Annotated in this window: 12 protein-coding genes; 9 read left to right on the forward strand and 3 right to left on the reverse strand. The window is 43.5% G+C overall.

The features are described 5' to 3' along the window. Positions 1-50 precede the first annotated feature (50 nt). Positions 51-701: an NAD(P)-dependent oxidoreductase gene (locus DBR43_RS11900; RefSeq protein ID WP_124581111.1), complete on the reverse strand. Its 651-nt coding sequence runs from the start codon at positions 699-701 to the stop codon at positions 51-53. A 58-nt stretch (positions 702-759) separates the two neighbouring features. Continuing rightward, entirely contained in the window at positions 760-1,170 is a 411-nt protein-coding gene (locus tag DBR43_RS11905; RefSeq protein WP_124581114.1) for an RrF2 family transcriptional regulator, read from the reverse strand. A gap of 112 nt (positions 1,171-1,282) precedes the next feature. Here DBR43_RS11905 and DBR43_RS11910 point away from each other — a divergent pair, with 112 nt between their 5' ends. The 4 genes from DBR43_RS11910 (at position 1,283) to DBR43_RS11925 (ending at position 6,142) form a co-directional block, all read left to right on the forward strand. Continuing rightward, on the forward strand, positions 1,283-2,329 hold the full coding sequence (locus DBR43_RS11910) for a hypothetical protein (protein WP_233602954.1): 1,047 nt from the start codon (positions 1,283-1,285) through the stop codon (positions 2,327-2,329). Continuing rightward, complete coding sequence (locus tag DBR43_RS11915) at positions 2,259-4,574, forward strand: hypothetical protein (protein WP_124581116.1); 2,316 nt, start codon at positions 2,259-2,261, stop codon at positions 4,572-4,574. Before DBR43_RS11910 ends, DBR43_RS11915 begins: the two co-directional genes overlap by 71 nt. Positions 4,575-4,595: 21 nt before the next feature. Beyond that, a complete protein-coding gene (locus tag DBR43_RS11920) occupies positions 4,596-5,231 on the forward strand; it encodes a MarR family winged helix-turn-helix transcriptional regulator (RefSeq protein WP_158622488.1) in 636 nt (211 codons plus the stop codon). Positions 5,232-5,293: 62 nt separating this feature from the next. Further along, entirely contained in the window at positions 5,294-6,142 is an 849-nt protein-coding gene (locus DBR43_RS11925; RefSeq protein ID WP_124581120.1) for a methylated-DNA--[protein]-cysteine S-methyltransferase, read from the forward strand. Here the strand turns inward: DBR43_RS11925 and DBR43_RS11930 are convergent. Next, on the reverse strand, positions 6,131-7,039 hold the full coding sequence (locus tag DBR43_RS11930; RefSeq protein ID WP_124581122.1) for a DNA-3-methyladenine glycosylase family protein: 909 nt from the start codon (positions 7,037-7,039) through the stop codon (positions 6,131-6,133). The genes DBR43_RS11925 and DBR43_RS11930 overlap by 12 nt on opposite strands. Positions 7,040-7,177: 138 nt before the next feature. Between DBR43_RS11930 and DBR43_RS11935 the strand changes: the two genes are divergently transcribed. From DBR43_RS11935 to DBR43_RS11955, 5 genes are all read left to right on the forward strand, one after another. Further along, complete coding sequence (locus tag DBR43_RS11935) at positions 7,178-9,079, forward strand: 7TM diverse intracellular signaling domain-containing protein (RefSeq protein WP_124581124.1); 1,902 nt, start codon at positions 7,178-7,180, stop codon at positions 9,077-9,079. A gap of 314 nt (positions 9,080-9,393) precedes the next feature. After that, a complete protein-coding gene (locus DBR43_RS11940; RefSeq protein WP_124581126.1) occupies positions 9,394-12,300 on the forward strand; it encodes a SusC/RagA family TonB-linked outer membrane protein in 2,907 nt (968 codons plus the stop codon). Between the two features lie 13 nt (positions 12,301-12,313). Next, positions 12,314-13,741, forward strand: coding sequence for a RagB/SusD family nutrient uptake outer membrane protein (locus DBR43_RS11945; protein WP_124581128.1), 1,428 nt, complete (start codon positions 12,314-12,316; stop codon positions 13,739-13,741). A gap of 53 nt (positions 13,742-13,794) precedes the next feature. Beyond that, on the forward strand, positions 13,795-16,095 hold the full coding sequence (locus DBR43_RS11950) for a glycoside hydrolase family 3 N-terminal domain-containing protein (RefSeq protein ID WP_124581130.1): 2,301 nt from the start codon (positions 13,795-13,797) through the stop codon (positions 16,093-16,095). A gap of 19 nt (positions 16,096-16,114) precedes the next feature. Next, on the forward strand, positions 16,115-17,572 hold the full coding sequence (locus tag DBR43_RS11955) for a glycoside hydrolase family 30 protein (protein ID WP_124581132.1): 1,458 nt from the start codon (positions 16,115-16,117) through the stop codon (positions 17,570-17,572). Positions 17,573-17,597: the final 25 nt, after the last annotated feature.

Raw genomic sequence — 17,597 nt, forward strand, 5'->3', positions numbered from 1 at the left:
AGAAAGGTCTTCCGCAACACTTATTCCGGAAGACCTCTTTTGTTTCCTGCTTAATAAGCAGCTGTAAATCTTTGCTTTGGGTGTTTGTTATTTTCCAGTTCATCGGCAATCACTACCGCTAAATCCTGCACAGAAAGGATGCTTCTGCCTTCTTCATTGAAAACCGGGCTGTTTGCACCTAAACGGTAATGTCCGGTACGTCCGGCAGTGATGCCGGGATGCATTTCTATTGCAGGGCTAAAGAAAGTCCAGTCCAGTTCTTCTTCTTTTTTGATGGTATTCAGGTAATCTCTGGCAGCGGTAGCACCTGCTTTATATTCGGCAGGAAAATCCGGCCCGTCTACCAGCTGATTTCCGTCGATCTCCAGGCTTCCTGCGCCACCAATTACAATCAGGCGGTTCACATCTGAGGCTTTAACTGCTTTTTGGATGGCTTCTGAACCCTCCACAAAATCATGGTAAAGATTTGGATTGGTCCATCCTGCGTTGTAAGCACTGATCACTGCATCGGCACCTTCAATAGCAGCGGTTAATTCAGCGGTATTCAATACATCTACCTCTTTTACGGCAAGCTGTGCATTGCTTTGTTTTACTTTCGCTGCATCCCTTACAATTCCCGTAACCTCATGACCACGGTTTAACAGCTCTTCTAAAATGTTTGATCCTACGAAGCCACTTGCTCCAATTAATGATACTTTCATGTTTTCTATTTTTTAGTTATATTGTAATGTTATTTGTTACAGTTATAGTCAAAAAAAATCAATCGAACTGATCACTGAAATCAGCTAATGTTTTTTTAGACAATTCGTTAATTAATACCTGTTCTGTATCGTCATATAATGCTTTTAAATGCTGACTCACCTGCTTACCCACCGCACAATGGGGATTGGGTTCATTTTTAGAAGTACCCAGCAGGTTGTTCTGTCTTACTGCAACATAAACCTGATCTAAGGTGATTGTGTTTGCAGGCTTAGCCAAAAAACTTCCTCCGTTTTTACCCTCTTTGCTTCCTACAAAGCCATGGTTTCTTAAAGTGATCAGCTCCTTTCTTACCAGAACAGGGTTGATGTTCACACTTCCTGCGATATAGTCGGAAGACATCAGCTCCCCTTTTGCTTTCTCAAGCAATGTCAGGATGTGTAAAGAAATGGCAAATCTTGCATTGTTCATTCTGTAATTATTTTTATTACAGTACAAAGGTAATGCTATAATTGTTATTTCCAAAAAATATTTAAGATCGGCAAAGAAGTTTAACTTTGTCTCTTTATTGAGTTGCTTCCCCATGATGATGATCCCTGGTCCTTTTTTACACCGACTTTTTTTAGCCTGTCTCCTGTTCGTATCGGCCCTCTCCTCCTGTAAACGGGAAAGCAACGCTGATGCGGCATTTTATTACTGGAAGCAAACCTTAACCTTAAATAAAGCACAACATCAAGTTCTGGATGAAGTTGCGGCCGGTAAACTTTACCTGCGCTTTTTTGATATCAAATGGGATGACCATGCCGGAAAAGCACATCCTGAAGCGATCATCAGTTTTAAAGAACCTGTTAACACAACAAAGCTGACCCCTGTGGTCTTCATCACCAATCAGACCTTTGAAAAGTTAAGCCTTGCAGGTGTGGATAGCCTCGCCATGCAAAGCAATACCTTATTGCAGCATCTGGCACAGGCACAAAAAATAAACTATCAAAGTGTACAATTCGATTGCGACTGGAGCCTGGGAACGAAAGACAAATACTTTCAGTTTCTGAAATCCTTTAAGGCCATCAGCAAAAAGCAACTCGAGGCAACCATCAGGCTCCACCAGGTCAAATATCAGGTCAAAACCGGCATCCCTCCTGTAGACAGGGGAATCCTGATGTTTTACAACATGGGAAAGCTCTCTCCAAAACCCGAAGATCCAAATTCCATTTATAATCCCAAAGATGCGGCAACTTATATCAGCTATCTTCCGAAATACGGCTTACCTTTGGACATTGCTTTGCCCCTGTTTTCCTGGTCCGTTCACATCAGGAATGGTGAAATTATCCAGGTATATGGAAAAATCGGAAAAAAGGAACTGAGTAACACGGAAAACTTTCAGCCTGCCGCAGATAAAAATGTGTATAAAGCGTTAAGAAGCTTTTTTACCGGAGGGGTTTATGTGAAAACCGACGACCTTTTCAAGCTGGAAGAAACAGATAAAGCATTACTGGAACAGGCCGCCATACAACTGGCCGAACATTTGAATAAAAAAGAACACAAAACCATCATCTATTATGAAATTGGCAACCTCAACATTTCAACATTTAAAACAAAGGATTTCGAAGAAATTTCTGCTCATTTTTAGCCTTAGCACACTTTCTGTCGGAGGAGTAGTCTGGGCTTGCGCAGATTATGGCTATTCCGACGACTTCTCCAGCTTTAGTCCTGAAGCCTTTGTGGCTAAGGAATATACCCCTTTCTTTTATAGTGATTTCTCTACCTATTATACCAAAGATTACACGTATAGGGACGACAATACCAATACCCGTTACAACGATCAGATTGTAAAAGAATGGCATGATTATTTTGGACAACAGCTGGGTAAAAAGGACCTGGAATACCTGTTGCTAAAGACCAGTGCCAAAGGAATAGATTCTGTTTATCAAAATTTCCAGGGCAAAATTAAAGTCCTGCCCGACAGCATGCCTCAGCTAAAAACATTAAAACTGGACAAAAAACAGGTCAACTCCTTTTTTGAGTACCTGTCGCTGGCCAAATCTGCTGAAGATTTTTCCGCAAAATATCAGGAATATTATGGCTGGGATGAGAAACCAAATTATGCTGCACCAAAATCAATGGAACTCTCCCTGTTAACCGCATTCCAAAAAACCAAAGATCCTTTTATCAAGCAACGCCTCTGGTTCCAGCTGGTTCGTTATTATTATTTCCTGGAAAGAAGCACGGGTGTTAAACCCGTTAAAGATTCACAGCTGATCAAAGCCTTTGATACCTATAAAGATACTTTCCCAAAAAACATGATTTATTACAGAACCCTGGGTTATGTTGCAGGAAGACATTACCTGGCGAAAGATTATGCGACTTCCAACTACCTTTTCAGCCTTTGCTACAATTACGCTTCGGAGATGAAAATTCCTGCAAAATGGGCCTTTCACCCGAACGAGGAGGCAGATTGGAAGCAGAGCCTGGCGATGGCCAAAAGCAAGGAAGAAAAGATCACGCTCTGGCATTTACTGGGCATCTATTTCGATACCGAAAGGGCCATTCCTGAGATCATCGCTTTAGATCCTAAATCAGAAAAACTGGACCTGCTCCTGAGCAGGGTGGTTAATATCACAGAAAGCAGCCGCTCCGGTTACTGGGGAGGAAAAGAAGATTCGACCAAAACCCTAAGGGCAAATACAGCCCTGGTAAGTGGGATCGCTTTGAAAAACAATACTTCCAAACCTTATTTCTGGAACCTTGCCGCAGGGTACCTGAACTTCATGAATAAAAACTATGCCCAGGCCGCTAAATTTTATCAGGCTGCAAAAACACAGCTGCCTAAAGACAATGCGCTGATCATGGCTCAGTACAAGATTCTGGACTGGGGTTTATACATCAGACAACTGAAAAAGATCGATGCAAAAGCCGAAGCTAAAATGGTAGAGCCTTTAAACTGGTTTGCCAGACTTAAAGAAGGAAAAGACACCATCCCTGACCTCAGGTTCTATCAATCCCTGAACGAAAGCCTGGGCGTGATTTCCAGCCTTTATAAAAAACAAGGCGATCCTGTAAAAGCCAATATCTTCAGCAATTACCATGAATTTTACACGAACAACCAAAACATTGAAAGCCTGAAAAGCCTGATGCAGAAAAGCAATCAGAGCCCTTTTGAAAAGGCCATGTTACACTATTACCCTTACAAACTGGAAGACCTTTATTTCTTCCAGGCCACAGTACTGGTGTATCAGGAAAGGCTGGATGAGGCGATTGCATTTTTAGCGAAAAGCAACAGGGCAGGTACCATGCTTTTAGGGAACCCTTTCAACATGCGCATGAACGATTGTCATGATTGCGACCACCAGATGGCACAGTCTAAAAAATTCAGTTCGATGAGCATGCTGAAGATGATGAAAAACCTGAAAGATGAGCTTACTGCCGGCAGAAACGTTTACAACAATGCAAACCTGCTTGCCAATGCCTATTACAACATTACCCATTATGGAAATGCAAGGGCATTTTATGAATCAGAGCTTACCGATTCTTACAGCAGTTATGCCATGGGGATTCCTGCTCCGTTCCGTCCGATGTTGCTTTCCGGAAAAATTGCAGAGAAGTATTACCTCATTGCAAGGGAAGCCACCAAGAGCAAAGAACAAAAGGCAAGGTGTACGTTTATGGCCAGCAAATGTGAGCGCAATGAAAGCTATAACCGTTCTTATGAACTTCCGGAAAACAAGAACGCAGGTTATTGGAGTGTAAAGACAGATCCGGTTTATTTCGGCAGGTACTTTTCCGTACTGAGACAACAATATGCAGATACCAGATTCTACCAGGAAGCCTTAAATGAATGTGGGTATTTCAGGAAATATGCCAGCAAGACCCGATAACCTGTTTCAAAAGCAATGTCGATGAAACCAGTTGTGGAACTGATTACGGCCTGGGCCGATTATGAAAGCAAAAATCCCGCTGCTTCGGTAGCGGATTTTTGCAGTCATTATTTGCTGAACAGCAAAGGCCTGCCGATCGGCGAAACTCCGGTTGAAGCCACAATTTCAGACGCTGATGCCCAACTGTCCGGCCTCATTAACCAGCTTAATGCCATTCATGTGATTTATGCAAAGGCGGTATTAAAGGAAATGCCCGGAATAGAGCTGGAATGGTTTTATTTTATGAAAGAAATAGACCGGCAGAAAGAAGCGAGAAAGTCTGACGTGGTAAGCGCTGTATTTTTTGAACAATCCACCGGGATTGACATCCTCAACAGGATTAAAAAAGCAGGCTTAATCCAGGAAAGGAATGATCCGATGGATAAGCGGGCAAGATTGGTAAAACTCAGCCCACAGGGAGAAAAGATACTGATCAGTCTTCATCAGCTCCTCTCTAAAGCAGATCATATGCTGTATCAGGACCTTGCCGGCCCCAATAAAAAGATGCTGATCAACCTCCTGTCCGATACGGAGAAAAAACACAATGCCCTGATCTCAGAAAACCGCCATAAGCAGCTGGAAGAATTGATCGCCGGGTATCAGCAGGAAAAGAAATAGCGCAAGTTTCGGGTTTTAACTCCTTAAGCTTAGCCGTAGTTTTGAATTGTAAATTTCGAAACATGGAAACATTAAATCAAATTGATTACCACAGAATTGAAAAAGCGATTGATTATTTAAAGGTCAACTTTAAACAACAGCCCTCATTGGAGGATGTCGCCGCTCATGTATACCTGAGCCCCTTTCATTTTCAACGGATGTTTAAGGAATGGGCAGGTGTTACACCAAAGAAATTTCTTCAGTACCTCAGTATAGAATATGCTAAAGGAATGCTAAAAGACCAGCAAAACACCTTATTTGATGTTGCTTACGAAACCGGATTATCAGGTACCAGCAGGCTTCATGACCTTTTCATCAAAATTGAAGGCATGACTCCCGGGGAGTATAAAAACGGGGGTGCACAGCTTCAGATCAATTATAGTTTTGCGGAGAGTCCTTTTGGATCGCTCATCGTTGCCGCTACGCCCAAAGGCATTTGCTATATGGCTTTTGCGGATGATCCGGACCTTGCTTTTCAGGAACTTCAGGAACGCTTTCCAAATGCAAAATACCGTCAGGTTCTGGACATGATGCAGCAAAATGCGCTGTATATTTTCGGAAAAGACTGGAGCAGGCTGCAGGAACTGAAACTCCACCTGAAAGGGACTGACTTTCAGATTAAAGTTTGGGAAACCTTATTAAAGGTGCCAGTGGGCGAATTGTCAACCTATTCGGCCATTGCATCCGCGATAGACAAGCCTAAAGCTTCCAGAGCGGTCGGTTCTGCAGTGGGCGATAATCCCGTAGCATTTCTGATTCCTTGTCACAGGGTGATTAAATCTACAGGCGAATTGGGCCAATACCATTGGGGAAGTCCGCGGAAAACCGCCATGATTGGCTGGGAAGCGGCGCAAACAGACCTAAGCCTCTGATCGTTTGGACAGCGATCTCCAAAGGTAAAAAACAAGGTAGCTCTCCCATGTGGGATAAGCGGAAAAGAAACCCTCAATTTCGAGTGCTTGTTTTTTATCTGTGATGATCCCATGAATCAGCAAAGCATTTAGTAATCCTGCGTCTCCGAAGGGGATGCAGGATCTTTCTTTCAGGCATTTCATCAGGGTATAATTGGCAGTCCAGAGTCCTACCCCTTTGATGTCCATCAGGGCTTTTTGCCTGGAAGCAAGGTCAGGCAATTGCCGCAAGCCTTGTTTACTGAGCTGTCCGCTGGCAAAAGCCCGGGCAATGAGGGTCAGGTAAAGTGCTTTGCTTTTAGAAAACTGCATGCCCTGCAATTCTTCAATGGCGGCTTCGGCCAGTACCGCAGCCTCCGGAAAAAGGTAATAAGTATCGCCTTGAAAATCCACCCGGCCTCCGTATCGTTCTACCAGTCTTCTTTTTAGTTTATAGGCAAAAGTCAGGTTGATCTGTTGTCCGATAATCGCCCAGCAAATGGCTTCGAACATATCCGGAATGCCAACCAGGCGAAGGCCACGATAGGCTTCTGCCATAAAGGCCAAGCGCGGGTCTTTATTCAGCAGTGTATAAAAAGGATTCAGGTTGAGCCCGGTATCAAACCAGTCTTCTATATATTTTTTAAGCTCCGGTTCTTCATCTGCACTGAGCTCACCCTGTAAAACAGAGGCCTTCAGCTGTGCCGCATCGGCACTGATGTTCAGCAGGACAGGCCCATTCTTCAGTAACAGCACTTTATTCAGGCTGTCCCTGTTTACTTTCAGCATACAATCATCGAAATCGCGGTCTAAAAACCACAGACATTCTCCAAAGTTAAAATCAGGAGGTATTGGTATGCTAAGTATGCGTGTGCCCATCTTCAAAAATACTCAATTGGAAAGAGAATTAAATCTGATTCTTGCTGAAACAGCTTTTCTCGGGCAACAGGTGGAAGAAGAAGAAAAATTCTTCCGATCTTTGGCGGCATCTATTACCTTTAGTTTCTCCGTAACCGCATGTCTTCAAAATTCTTATTCCGCTGCAAAGTTGTTTTCCTGATGCTTTTTCTCTTGCCGGGCAAACATTCAGGAGCGCAGGAAGTGGTTACCATAAGCGATCAGATTGACCAGCATATTTTTTCCTTTAAGCAGATTGAAATGCTTCACGATCCGGGGAATACGCTCAGTTTTGAACAGATTCACAGTAAAGCATACGATAAAAGATTTACTGCCAGTAAGCGGAGTACCCCACAGACCATTCAGCTGAATTCCCCTTATTGGTTCAGGATTAAAATAAAACACAACAGCAAAGCGGAGAAATATTTTCTCCTGGAGTTTTTTGACCAGACCCTGGACCATGTAACCGCCTATATTCCACAGCAAGATGGAAGTTACAAGATCAGGGAGTTTGGCGACCGCTTTAATTTTGAGAAGCGCAGGCTGCAGCATAAGAATTTTGAGTTTTATCTCTCCAACAATAGTGATGAGGTGCAGACTTACTATTTCAAGATTCAGTCTTCACAGATTGGTGATGCCATCATTGTACTTCGTTCTGTGGACTGGTTTATCTCTTATGCGGTAGATGAATACTTCTATTTCGGCATTTTCTATGGAATGATCCTGGTGTTCAGTTTTTACAACCTGATTATGTTTATCGCCATGCGCCAAAAGCAATACCTGTATTATGTGCTTTACAACCTGAGCGTGGGCTTTTTTGAGATGAGTACAGACGGGATTGCCTACCAGTACCTCTGGCCTAACCATCCGGTCTGGAACCAGACGGCTTATGCTTTCTCCCTTTATGCCGTCAGCATTTTTGCTTTGCTCTTTACCCGGGAACTGTTGTTTGTCAAATCCAAGGCACCGAAACTCAATCAGCTGATCCTGCTTGTTATCGGCATCCGGACGATTTGGTTTTTATATTGCCTGGCCTTCAACCAGAATCTGTTCAACTATAAGTTTATTGATGCCGTTCCCCTGTCCGTTGCCTTTTTTACCGGAATCTACATTTACAAACAAGGATATCTTCCTGCGCGTTTCTTTGTTTTGGGGTATAGCTTCCTTTTCGCGGGATTTCTTCTTAAGTTTTTAATCATGCTGGGCTTTGATGCCTTAAATTTCGGTGTCATCAGCTATTATAGCCTCAGCTTTTGTTTTGTCCTGGAAATGGTCTTTCTTTCTTTTGCGATCGGCGATAAGGTCAGCATTCTTAAAAAGAAGAAAGATAAGGTACAGCGGCAGATGATCCGTCAGATGGCCCTGAATGCGAAGTTAAAAGACAGCCTGAATGAAGAGCTCGAAAGTCAGGTTCAGGAGCGAACCAGAGAGGTTTTTCATAAATCATTGATCATTGAAGCCAAGAACGGGGAACTGCAGGAGGCAAATGACCTGTTGAAGCAGCAGGCGGAAGAGATTTCCAGAATGAATACCTTACTGGAACAGGACAACCAGGAACTGCAGACCAATGTGGAGAAAGTGACCCGCGACCGGGTCATGTCGGCAGATGTGGATTTCGAAGAATTCAGCAAGATCTATCCTGACAAAGAAAGCTGTAATTTATTCCTTTCCGAGCTCAAATGGAAAGATGGGTACACCTGCAGAAAGTGTAAGAACGACCATTATTACAGCGGACATATTGCCTATAGCCGACGCTGCAGCAAATGCAGTTATGAAGAGTCGGTGACGACCTATACCATTTTCCACAATACCCGGATTCCGATCGTGAAAGCCTTTTACATGGTCTTCCTGATTTTCTCTTCGAAGGGTAAGATTTCCTCCCATAAATTATCCGAGATTTTAGGCATCCGGCAAAGCACTTGCTGGACCTATGGTTCCAGAATAAAACAGGTGATGGAAGAGCGAAAAACCCAGCTTAAAAAAGCAAATAAAAACGGCTGGAGTCTCCTGGTGCTCGACTAAAAAGACCTGAAAACCGTTCAAACACCCAATTTTATTGTATTTTCTAACCTCTGCGCATTTTTTTTGACAAGAAAAAGACAGGGGTACTTAAGCGTATCATGCCCGGCATCTGTTCCCGGCTTACTTATAACTCTATCCACTGTATATCAGCACTTAGGCTCATCTCAGGCTAGGGTACCAAAGCGTATCAAAACCAACACAACAACCTAATTATCAGTTATTTACATAAAATAAATCAACTCATTTACTAGGATTTAACACTAAAGGAACCTTAACTTTATCACATCAAATTCAATTAAACTAAAGCAAAAATTATGAGAAAAAAGTTTACTCTTTTCATCCTCTGTCTGCTCTGTGGCATCTCCATCAGTATGGCGCAGGAACTCAACATCAAAGGAGCGGTAAAAGACCATCAGGGTTTGCCACTTCCGGGGGTTTCTGTTAAAGTAAAGGGAACCAGTAAAGGAGCGATCACCAACGCCGACGGAACCTACTCCTTAAGTGCAGCTGCAAATGCGACCTTAACCTTTTCTTTTATCGGTTATAAAACGGTTGAAGAAGCTGTAGGGAACAGAACCCAGTTAAACATCAATCTCAGTGAAGACAATAACCAACTCAATGAAGTCATTGTGGTCGGCTACGGAACACAAACCAAGAAAGACCTGACTACAGCAGTCACCACCATTACTTCAAAAGACCTTAAGAATCAACCGATCACGAGCCCGTTACAGGCTGTTCAAGGTAAAGCAGCAGGTGTACAGGTCAGCTCACAATCCGGTAAACCAGGTTCAGACATTACCATTAGCATTCGTGGGAATACCTCTATTACTGCTTCTAACAGTCCTTTATACGTAATTGACGGGATTACCTCCAGAACAGCAGGTTTCCTGAACCCCAATGACATTGAGTCGCTAACCATTCTGAAAGATGCTTCCGCAGCCGCCATTTATGGATCAAGCGGTGCAAACGGTGTGGTATTGATCACAACCAAGAAAGGAACTTCAGGAAAAGTGAAAGTAGACTTTAATGCTTTTACCGGATTTTCGAACTTCTGGCGCAAGCAAAAAGTATTGAACAATGAGCAATACATTACGCTGCAGAAAGAACTGGGTTATACCACCTTTGGCGGAGACAGCAATACCGACTGGCAAAAAGAAACCTTTGGCACGGGAACACAAAACCAGTATCAGGTAGCGATTTCCGGTGGCGGTAAGGGAGGTCAGTATTACCTGTCTTCGGGTTATCAGCAGGATAAAGGTGTCGTTGCTCCGGCTAAACTGGACCGGTATACCCTCAATTTCAACGGATCTCAAAAGGCAACCTCATGGTTGAAATTCAGCGCTAATGCAGCATTGACTTCCAGAAATTCGATTGATGTATCTGACAACAATGGCGTTGCCAATGGAGGTGTGATCTTATCCGCCCTGAATACGCCTTCCACCATAGGAGTTTACAATCCTGATGGCACCTATACCACATTGCCAAATGCAGGAGGATGGGACAATCCTATAGCCCTGGCTTTTGGTGCAAAAAACAAAACCCGCAATTTCAGGTTTATCGGTGCGTTTAGCGGAGAGCTGAACTTTACAAAAGACCTCTCTTTTAAATCTACCATCAGTACCAATTTAAACAAGAATTTCTATGATTATTCCCTCGATGCCTTCAAAACTACTTATGGACGTCAGGAACGCGGAATCTACAGAAACAACCATACCCGTGATAATGTATGGCTAAATGAGAATATCCTGAACTATAAAAAAGATTTTGGAAAAAATGCTTTCGGCGCAACCGCAGGTTACACCATTCAGGAATCCGATTATAAATACAATGACTACCAGGAGACCAGGTTCTTTGACCTGACAGGTACCATACCACAAAAGCCTTCGGTATCGCCAACGATTCCAAAGAGGGCACAATGGGCCAAACAATCTTATCTGGCGAGGATTACTTATGCTTACGACAGCAAATATCTATTCAGCACGAATTTCAGAGCAGATGGTTCCTCACGTTTTAGCAAAAACAATCAGTTTGGTTACTTCCCATCGGCTTCTGCTGGCTGGAGAATTTCCGGAGAGAATTTCCTGAAAGACAGCAAAACCATTAACGACTTAAAAATCAGGGGAAGCTGGGGTAAAGTGGGTAACGACGAAGGAATCGGCGATTATTCTTATATGAAATTGTATGAGATCAATGCCCAAAACACCTATACCCTGAAAAACCCGGAGAACAAAGACCTTGCCTGGGAAACAACAACTCAGACAAATATTGGTCTGGATTTAACGATGTTCAATAACAGGGTAACCTTTACCGCAGATGCTTACTTAAAGAAAACAGACGACCTGCTGATCAATGTGCAACTTCCACTTTCTTCAGGCTTTGTAGAACAGGCCTTTAACATTGGCTCCATGGAGAATAAAGGATTGGAATTTACCCTATCCACCAAAAACTTTGACAGGAAGAAATTTACCTGGTCTACGGATTTGAACATCTCATTCAATAAGAACAAAGTTACCAGTCTTGGGGAAACAACCCCATCTCTTGATTTCGCACCAATTGCCAGACGTACATCCGCAGTGCGTGTAGTAAAAGGGATGCCATTGGGAAGCTTTTATGGATATCAGTTTACAGGAGTTAATCCTGAAACCGGAATGGCCACCTATGCGGACCTAAACGGGGATCACAAAATTGATGCGAACGACAGAACCTTTATTGGTTCCGCACAACCGGATTTCACTTATGGTATCACCAACAACCTGACTTATGGAAATTTTGGATTAAACATCTTCTTCCAGGGGGTACAGGGCAATCAGTTGTTCAATGCTTCAGGAATTGACCTGGAAGGAATGATTGACGCCAAAAACCAATCTGATAAAGTATTGAACAGATGGACACCTTCAAATACCAATACGAATATCCCTAAAGCTGTAAAAGATGATGTCAACAACTCACTAACCTCCAGCAGATTTGTAGAAAATGCTTCTTACCTGCGACTGAAAACAGCCACCTTGTCTTACAATTTCGGAGCAGCATCGCTGGGAAAACTGAAGATGAGCAAATTAACGCTATTTGCAACAGGCTACAACATCCTCACCTTCACCAAATACAAGGGACTGGATCCTGAGGTGAACCAATACAGTTCAAATGGTCCGCAGATGGGCGTAGATTATGGAACCTATCCACAAAGCAGGAGCTTTCTGTTTGGTGTAAATGTTGGATTTTAAATATTAGAACATCATGAAAATTAAATTATATTCTATCCTCACAGCAGCGGCCATTACCATTAGTGTTCAGTCTGCCTGTAAAAAAGATTTCCTTGATAAAAAACCTTTCAACCAGGTCACCGGAGATGTGGCTTTTGTGGACCTGGCAGGCGCAGAAAAATTGCTTGCAGGTGCCTACGGGAGCATGTACAATGATGCCAATATCTGGGATTATATGATTAACGGAGACGTGAGTGCAGACAATGCTTACGCAGGAGGAGACAATGCGAACATCAATGACCTTGATCTTTTTAAAGCCATTTCTACCAATGAAGTGGTAGAAAGAGACTGGAAAGGTTTCTACAGCAACATTAAAGATGCGAACGAAGTACTGGAAAATGTACCGAACATCAAGGATCCTGAGCTGGATAAAGGCGACAGGCGCAATCAGATTCTGGGAGAGGCTGCTGGCCTGAGGGCTTATTATTACTTCAATCTTGTCCGCCTCTGGGGCCCGGTACCATTGGTACTGAAATCGGCCACTAACCTGGCGGAGATGCAGGCACCGAAATCAAGTGTAGATCAGGTATATGCCCAGATCATTAAAGACCTTGAATTCGCCCTGGCCAATACGAGGACCACTGCCCCTCACAAAGGGATCATCACCAAGGGTGTTGCCAATGCCTTGCTTGCTAAAGTATACGCAACTAAACCAAATCCTGACTGGAACAAAGTAAGCCAATATACTGATGCGACCATTAACGGAGGTTACAGCCTGTTTGGCAGTTATGACGGCCTGTTTTCCGGTACCAATAAAAACAATTCAGAAGCCATCTGGGAAATGCAGTACGACGGATGGGGAGGTCCTCTGGGACGTGGAAACTGGATGCCGGGCTTGCTGATCGGTTCCGGATGGAAAAGGTTCTGTACCCCAACAAATGACCTGGTAAAGGCATTTGACGACGAAGGCGATGTGGTTCGTAAAAACTCCAGCATTACCTTTAAGAATGTCGCAACAGAAGGCTGGGCAGATATTTACTGGTCAAAAAACAATTATCCGTTTATCAACAAATACAGACTGGATGATAAAACAGATAGTTATATCATCCGTCTGGCAGATATTATCCTGCTGAAAGCCGAAGCGCTAAACGAGATCAGTGCCGGAGGATGGGCGCAATCCAAAGTACTGGTAGATCAGATCAGAGGCCGCGTTAACCTTTTGGGAACTCCTGCTGCAAATCAGGCTGACATGCGTTTGGCTATTGAAAAAGAACGTCGCCTGGAGCTGGCATTTGAAGGCCACAGGTGGTTCGACCTCATCCGTACCAACAGAGCTGTAGCGGTGATGAACGCACAAAAAGATGGCTCGGGGGGATCACTCAACTACAACATTACCAATGCAAATCTTCAACTGCCGGTTCCGCAGAAAGAAATCGACAGAAATCCGAATATCAATAAATAAAATTCCGGGGGGAGCGCTTCAATTCCGGCGCTCCTCTTTTTTAAACACACAACATGAAATTAAAAAGAACCCTTTCTTTATTGCTCCTATCCGGCTGCTTAGGTACAGCCATTGCCCAAACGAATAACCAGGCGAAAGTGGAAAGCCTGCTGAAAAAGATGAGCCTCGAAGAGAAAGTCGGACAAATGGCTCAAATCACCCTGGATGTAATTGGTAAAGGAAAAGGGCGTTTTGAAAGCGATGAGCCGTTTGGTTTAGATGAAAAAGAATTACAAAGAGTCCTGGTAAAATACCATGTAGGCTCGGTCCTGAATACCTCAAATAACAGGGCGAGAACACCACAGGTCTGGTATAACATCATCAGTAAGATCCAGAACGTGGCGATGAAACAAACGCCGAACAAGATCCCTGTGATTTATGGTGTGGATGAAATTCATGGTGCCACTTATACCGTTGGTGCAACGATGTTCCCGCAGCAAATCGGACAAGCCGCAACTTTTAACCGTTCACTGGTTAAAAATGGTGCTTCGATTACTGCTTATGAGACCCGTGCAAGTTCTATTCCATGGAACTTTGCCCCTTTGCTTGATCTTGGTGCAGACCCGCGCTTCCCGCGTCAATGGGAAAGCTTTGGTGAAGATCCCTACCTGATCAAAGAACTGGGTGTTGCCGCAGTAAAAGGTTATGAAGGAGAAGACGGAAGAGTAGCACATCCGGAAAAAGTAGCTTCTTCGATCAAACACTTCCTGGGTTATCAGGTATCTGTTTCAGGTAAAGACAGAACCCCTGCATTTATCTCAGACCAGGCACTGAGAGAGTACCACCTGCCTCCTTTTAAAGCGGCAATTGATGCTGGTGCAAAAACCATTATGATCAATTCAGGAATCATCAACGGTGTTCCCGTTCATGCGAACTATCATATCCTTACAGAACTGTTGAAAGAAGAACTGAACTTCAAAGGCCTGGTGGTAACAGATTGGGGAGATATCGAAAACCTTTACAAAAGAGACCGCATTGCCAAAGACGATAAAGAAGCGATCATGATTGCCATCAATGCCGGGATCGACATGTCTATGATTGCCTACAATTACGAGACTTTCTGCGATAACCTGATTGCATTGGTGAAAGAAGGAAAAGTAAAAGAATCGCGTATTGATGATGCAGTGAGAAGAATCCTGTGGGTAAAATACGAACTGAACCTTTTTGAAAAACCAACCACCAATCCTAAAGACTATCCAAAATTCGGAAGTAAGGAATTTGAGCAGGCTGCTTATCAAACCGCAGCAGAATCGATCACTTTGTTGAAAAACACTGATCAGCTCCTTCCATTGGCCAAAGGAACAAAAATCCTGGTTACCGGTCCTAATGCCAATTCTATGAGAACCTTAAACGGAGCATGGACCTATTCATGGCAGGGAGAAAAAGTGGAAGAATTTGCCGCGAGATACAATACCATTCTGGAAGCATTGCAACTTAAAGCAGGAAAAGAAAATGTGAACTACCTGCCTGGTGTAAGCTATAAAATGGATGGCAAATATTACGACGAATATGCAGACAAAATGGACGAAACCATTGCTGCAGCCAAAAATGCAGATGTGATTGTATTGTGTCTTGGAGAGAACTCCTATACAGAATCGCCGGGAAACATGAACGATCTTTACCTGTCCGACCTGCAAACAGAACTCGCTCAGAAACTGGCTGCCACAGGTAAGAAGGTGATCCTCGTTCTGAATGAAGGAAGACCACGTGTGATCAGCAAATTTGAGAAAAAAATGAATGCAATTGTACAGACTTACCTTCCGGGAAACTTTGGTGGTGATGCCCTTACAGCTGTTTTATATGGTGAGGTTAACCCTTCCGGAAAACTTCCCTATACTTATCCGCAATTCCCTAACGCCTTGTTCACGTACTACCATAAGCCATCAGAATCTAAAGGAACTACAGAAGGTGTTTACAACTACGATTCGGATTATAACCCTCAATATATTTTCGGTCATGGTTTAAGTTACACGACCTTCAAATATGACCAGTTGAAACTGAGCAGCAATACCCTTAAAAAAGGAGAAAGCCTGACGATCACTGTAAATGTGAGCAATACAGGTAAAGTGGATGGAAAAGAGACTGTCCTCCTGTTTACTTCAGATTTAGTGGCTACTTTAATTACTCCTGATGTGAAACGTTTAAGAGGATTTGAGAAGATCGAACTGAAAGCGGGTGAGACGAAAACGGTAACTTTTAAAATCGATGCAGCAGACATTGGCTTTATCAACACCGAGAATAAACTCGTTACCGAAGCAGGAGAATTTACCCTTCAGATCGCAGACCAGAAAGTAAACTTTAATTATATCCCTTAATTCAGCAGCATAAATCCTTATGAAATTACTCAATATAAGCGTACTGATTGCCCTTGCCCTAAGTTCATGTGCCACAAAAAAAGGTGCTGAAAATGGCGGCGACAACAGTAAATCCGAAAAACCAGTAAACACACAAGTGGAATTCTGGTTAACGAACGGTGATAAATCAGCCCTGCTACAGCGACAAAATGTACCGATGTTCTTTAATACCGCTATGAAAACCGGAACGACAGTCGTAGTGGATGATACCAAAACTTTTCAAACGATTGATGGTTTTGGCTATACCTTAACCGGTGGCAGTGCCAGCCTGATCAACGGGCTTCCCAAAGCTGAAAAAGCGGCTTTACTAAAAGAGCTGTTCTCTACTGCAGGTAATGGAATTGGCATCAGCTACCTCAGGCTGAGCATTGGTGCTTCCGATCTTAGTGCAGAGACCTTCACCTATAATGAAATGCCTGCAGGACAAAGCGACCCTGATTTGAAGCAGTTTTCTATCGCTAAGGAAATGACTGACCTCGTTCCTGTTTTGAAACAGATCATCGCCATCAATCCAAAAATTAAGATCATGGGCTCTCCATGGACGGCGCCTACCTGGATGAAAGACAATCAGGCTTATCGTGGCGGAAGCTTAAAGCCGGAATATTATCAGGCTTATGCCAGATACTTCGTCAAATATATCGAGGCGATGAAGGCACAAGGGATCGTCATAGACGCAATAACTATTCAAAATGAGCCATTGCATCCGGGAAACAATCCGAGCATGTATATGACTCCTGAAGATCAAACCAATTTCATCAAAAATGCCCTTGGTCCTGTATTTGAATCGGCAGGGATCAAAACCAAAATCATTATTTATGACCACAATGCAGATCGCCCTGATTATCCGATCACAGTACTGAATGATCCGGCAGCAAATAAATACATTGATGGTTCTGCTTTTCACCTTTATGGAGGAAACATTTCTGCCTTATCAAAAGTGCAGGAAGCACATCCTGACAAGAATCTGTACTTCACAGAGCAATGGGTAGGTGGTCCCGGAAATTTCGCTGAAGACCTGAAATGGCATGTATCCACTTTAGTGGTTGGGGCAACCCGCAACTGGAGTAAAACCGTTCTGGAATGGAATTTAGCTGCAGATCCACAGTACCGTCCCTTTACCCCTGATGGTGGGTGCACCAGCTGTCTGGGCGCGATCACGATCGGCAAAGATGTCAGCAGAAATGTGGCCTATTATGTGATCGGTCATGCTTCAAAATTTGTGAGCCCTGGTTCAGTCCGCGTTTCTTCCAACCAACAGGACAACATTCAGAATGTTGCATTTAAAACCCCTGAAGGAAAAATCGTATTGATTGCGATGAACACCAGTGCAAGTCCTCAGACCTTCCATATCAAATACAATGGAATGGTCGTTACAACCAGTCTTCCTGCAGGTTCTGCCGGAACTTATTCCTGGAAAAGTAACACGCGATCCAACTAATCTCAGAGCCCTGCACATCGCAGGG

This window comes from Pedobacter sp. KBW06 (genome assembly GCF_003852525.1).
Lineage (GTDB): Bacteria > Bacteroidota > Bacteroidia > Sphingobacteriales > Sphingobacteriaceae > Pedobacter.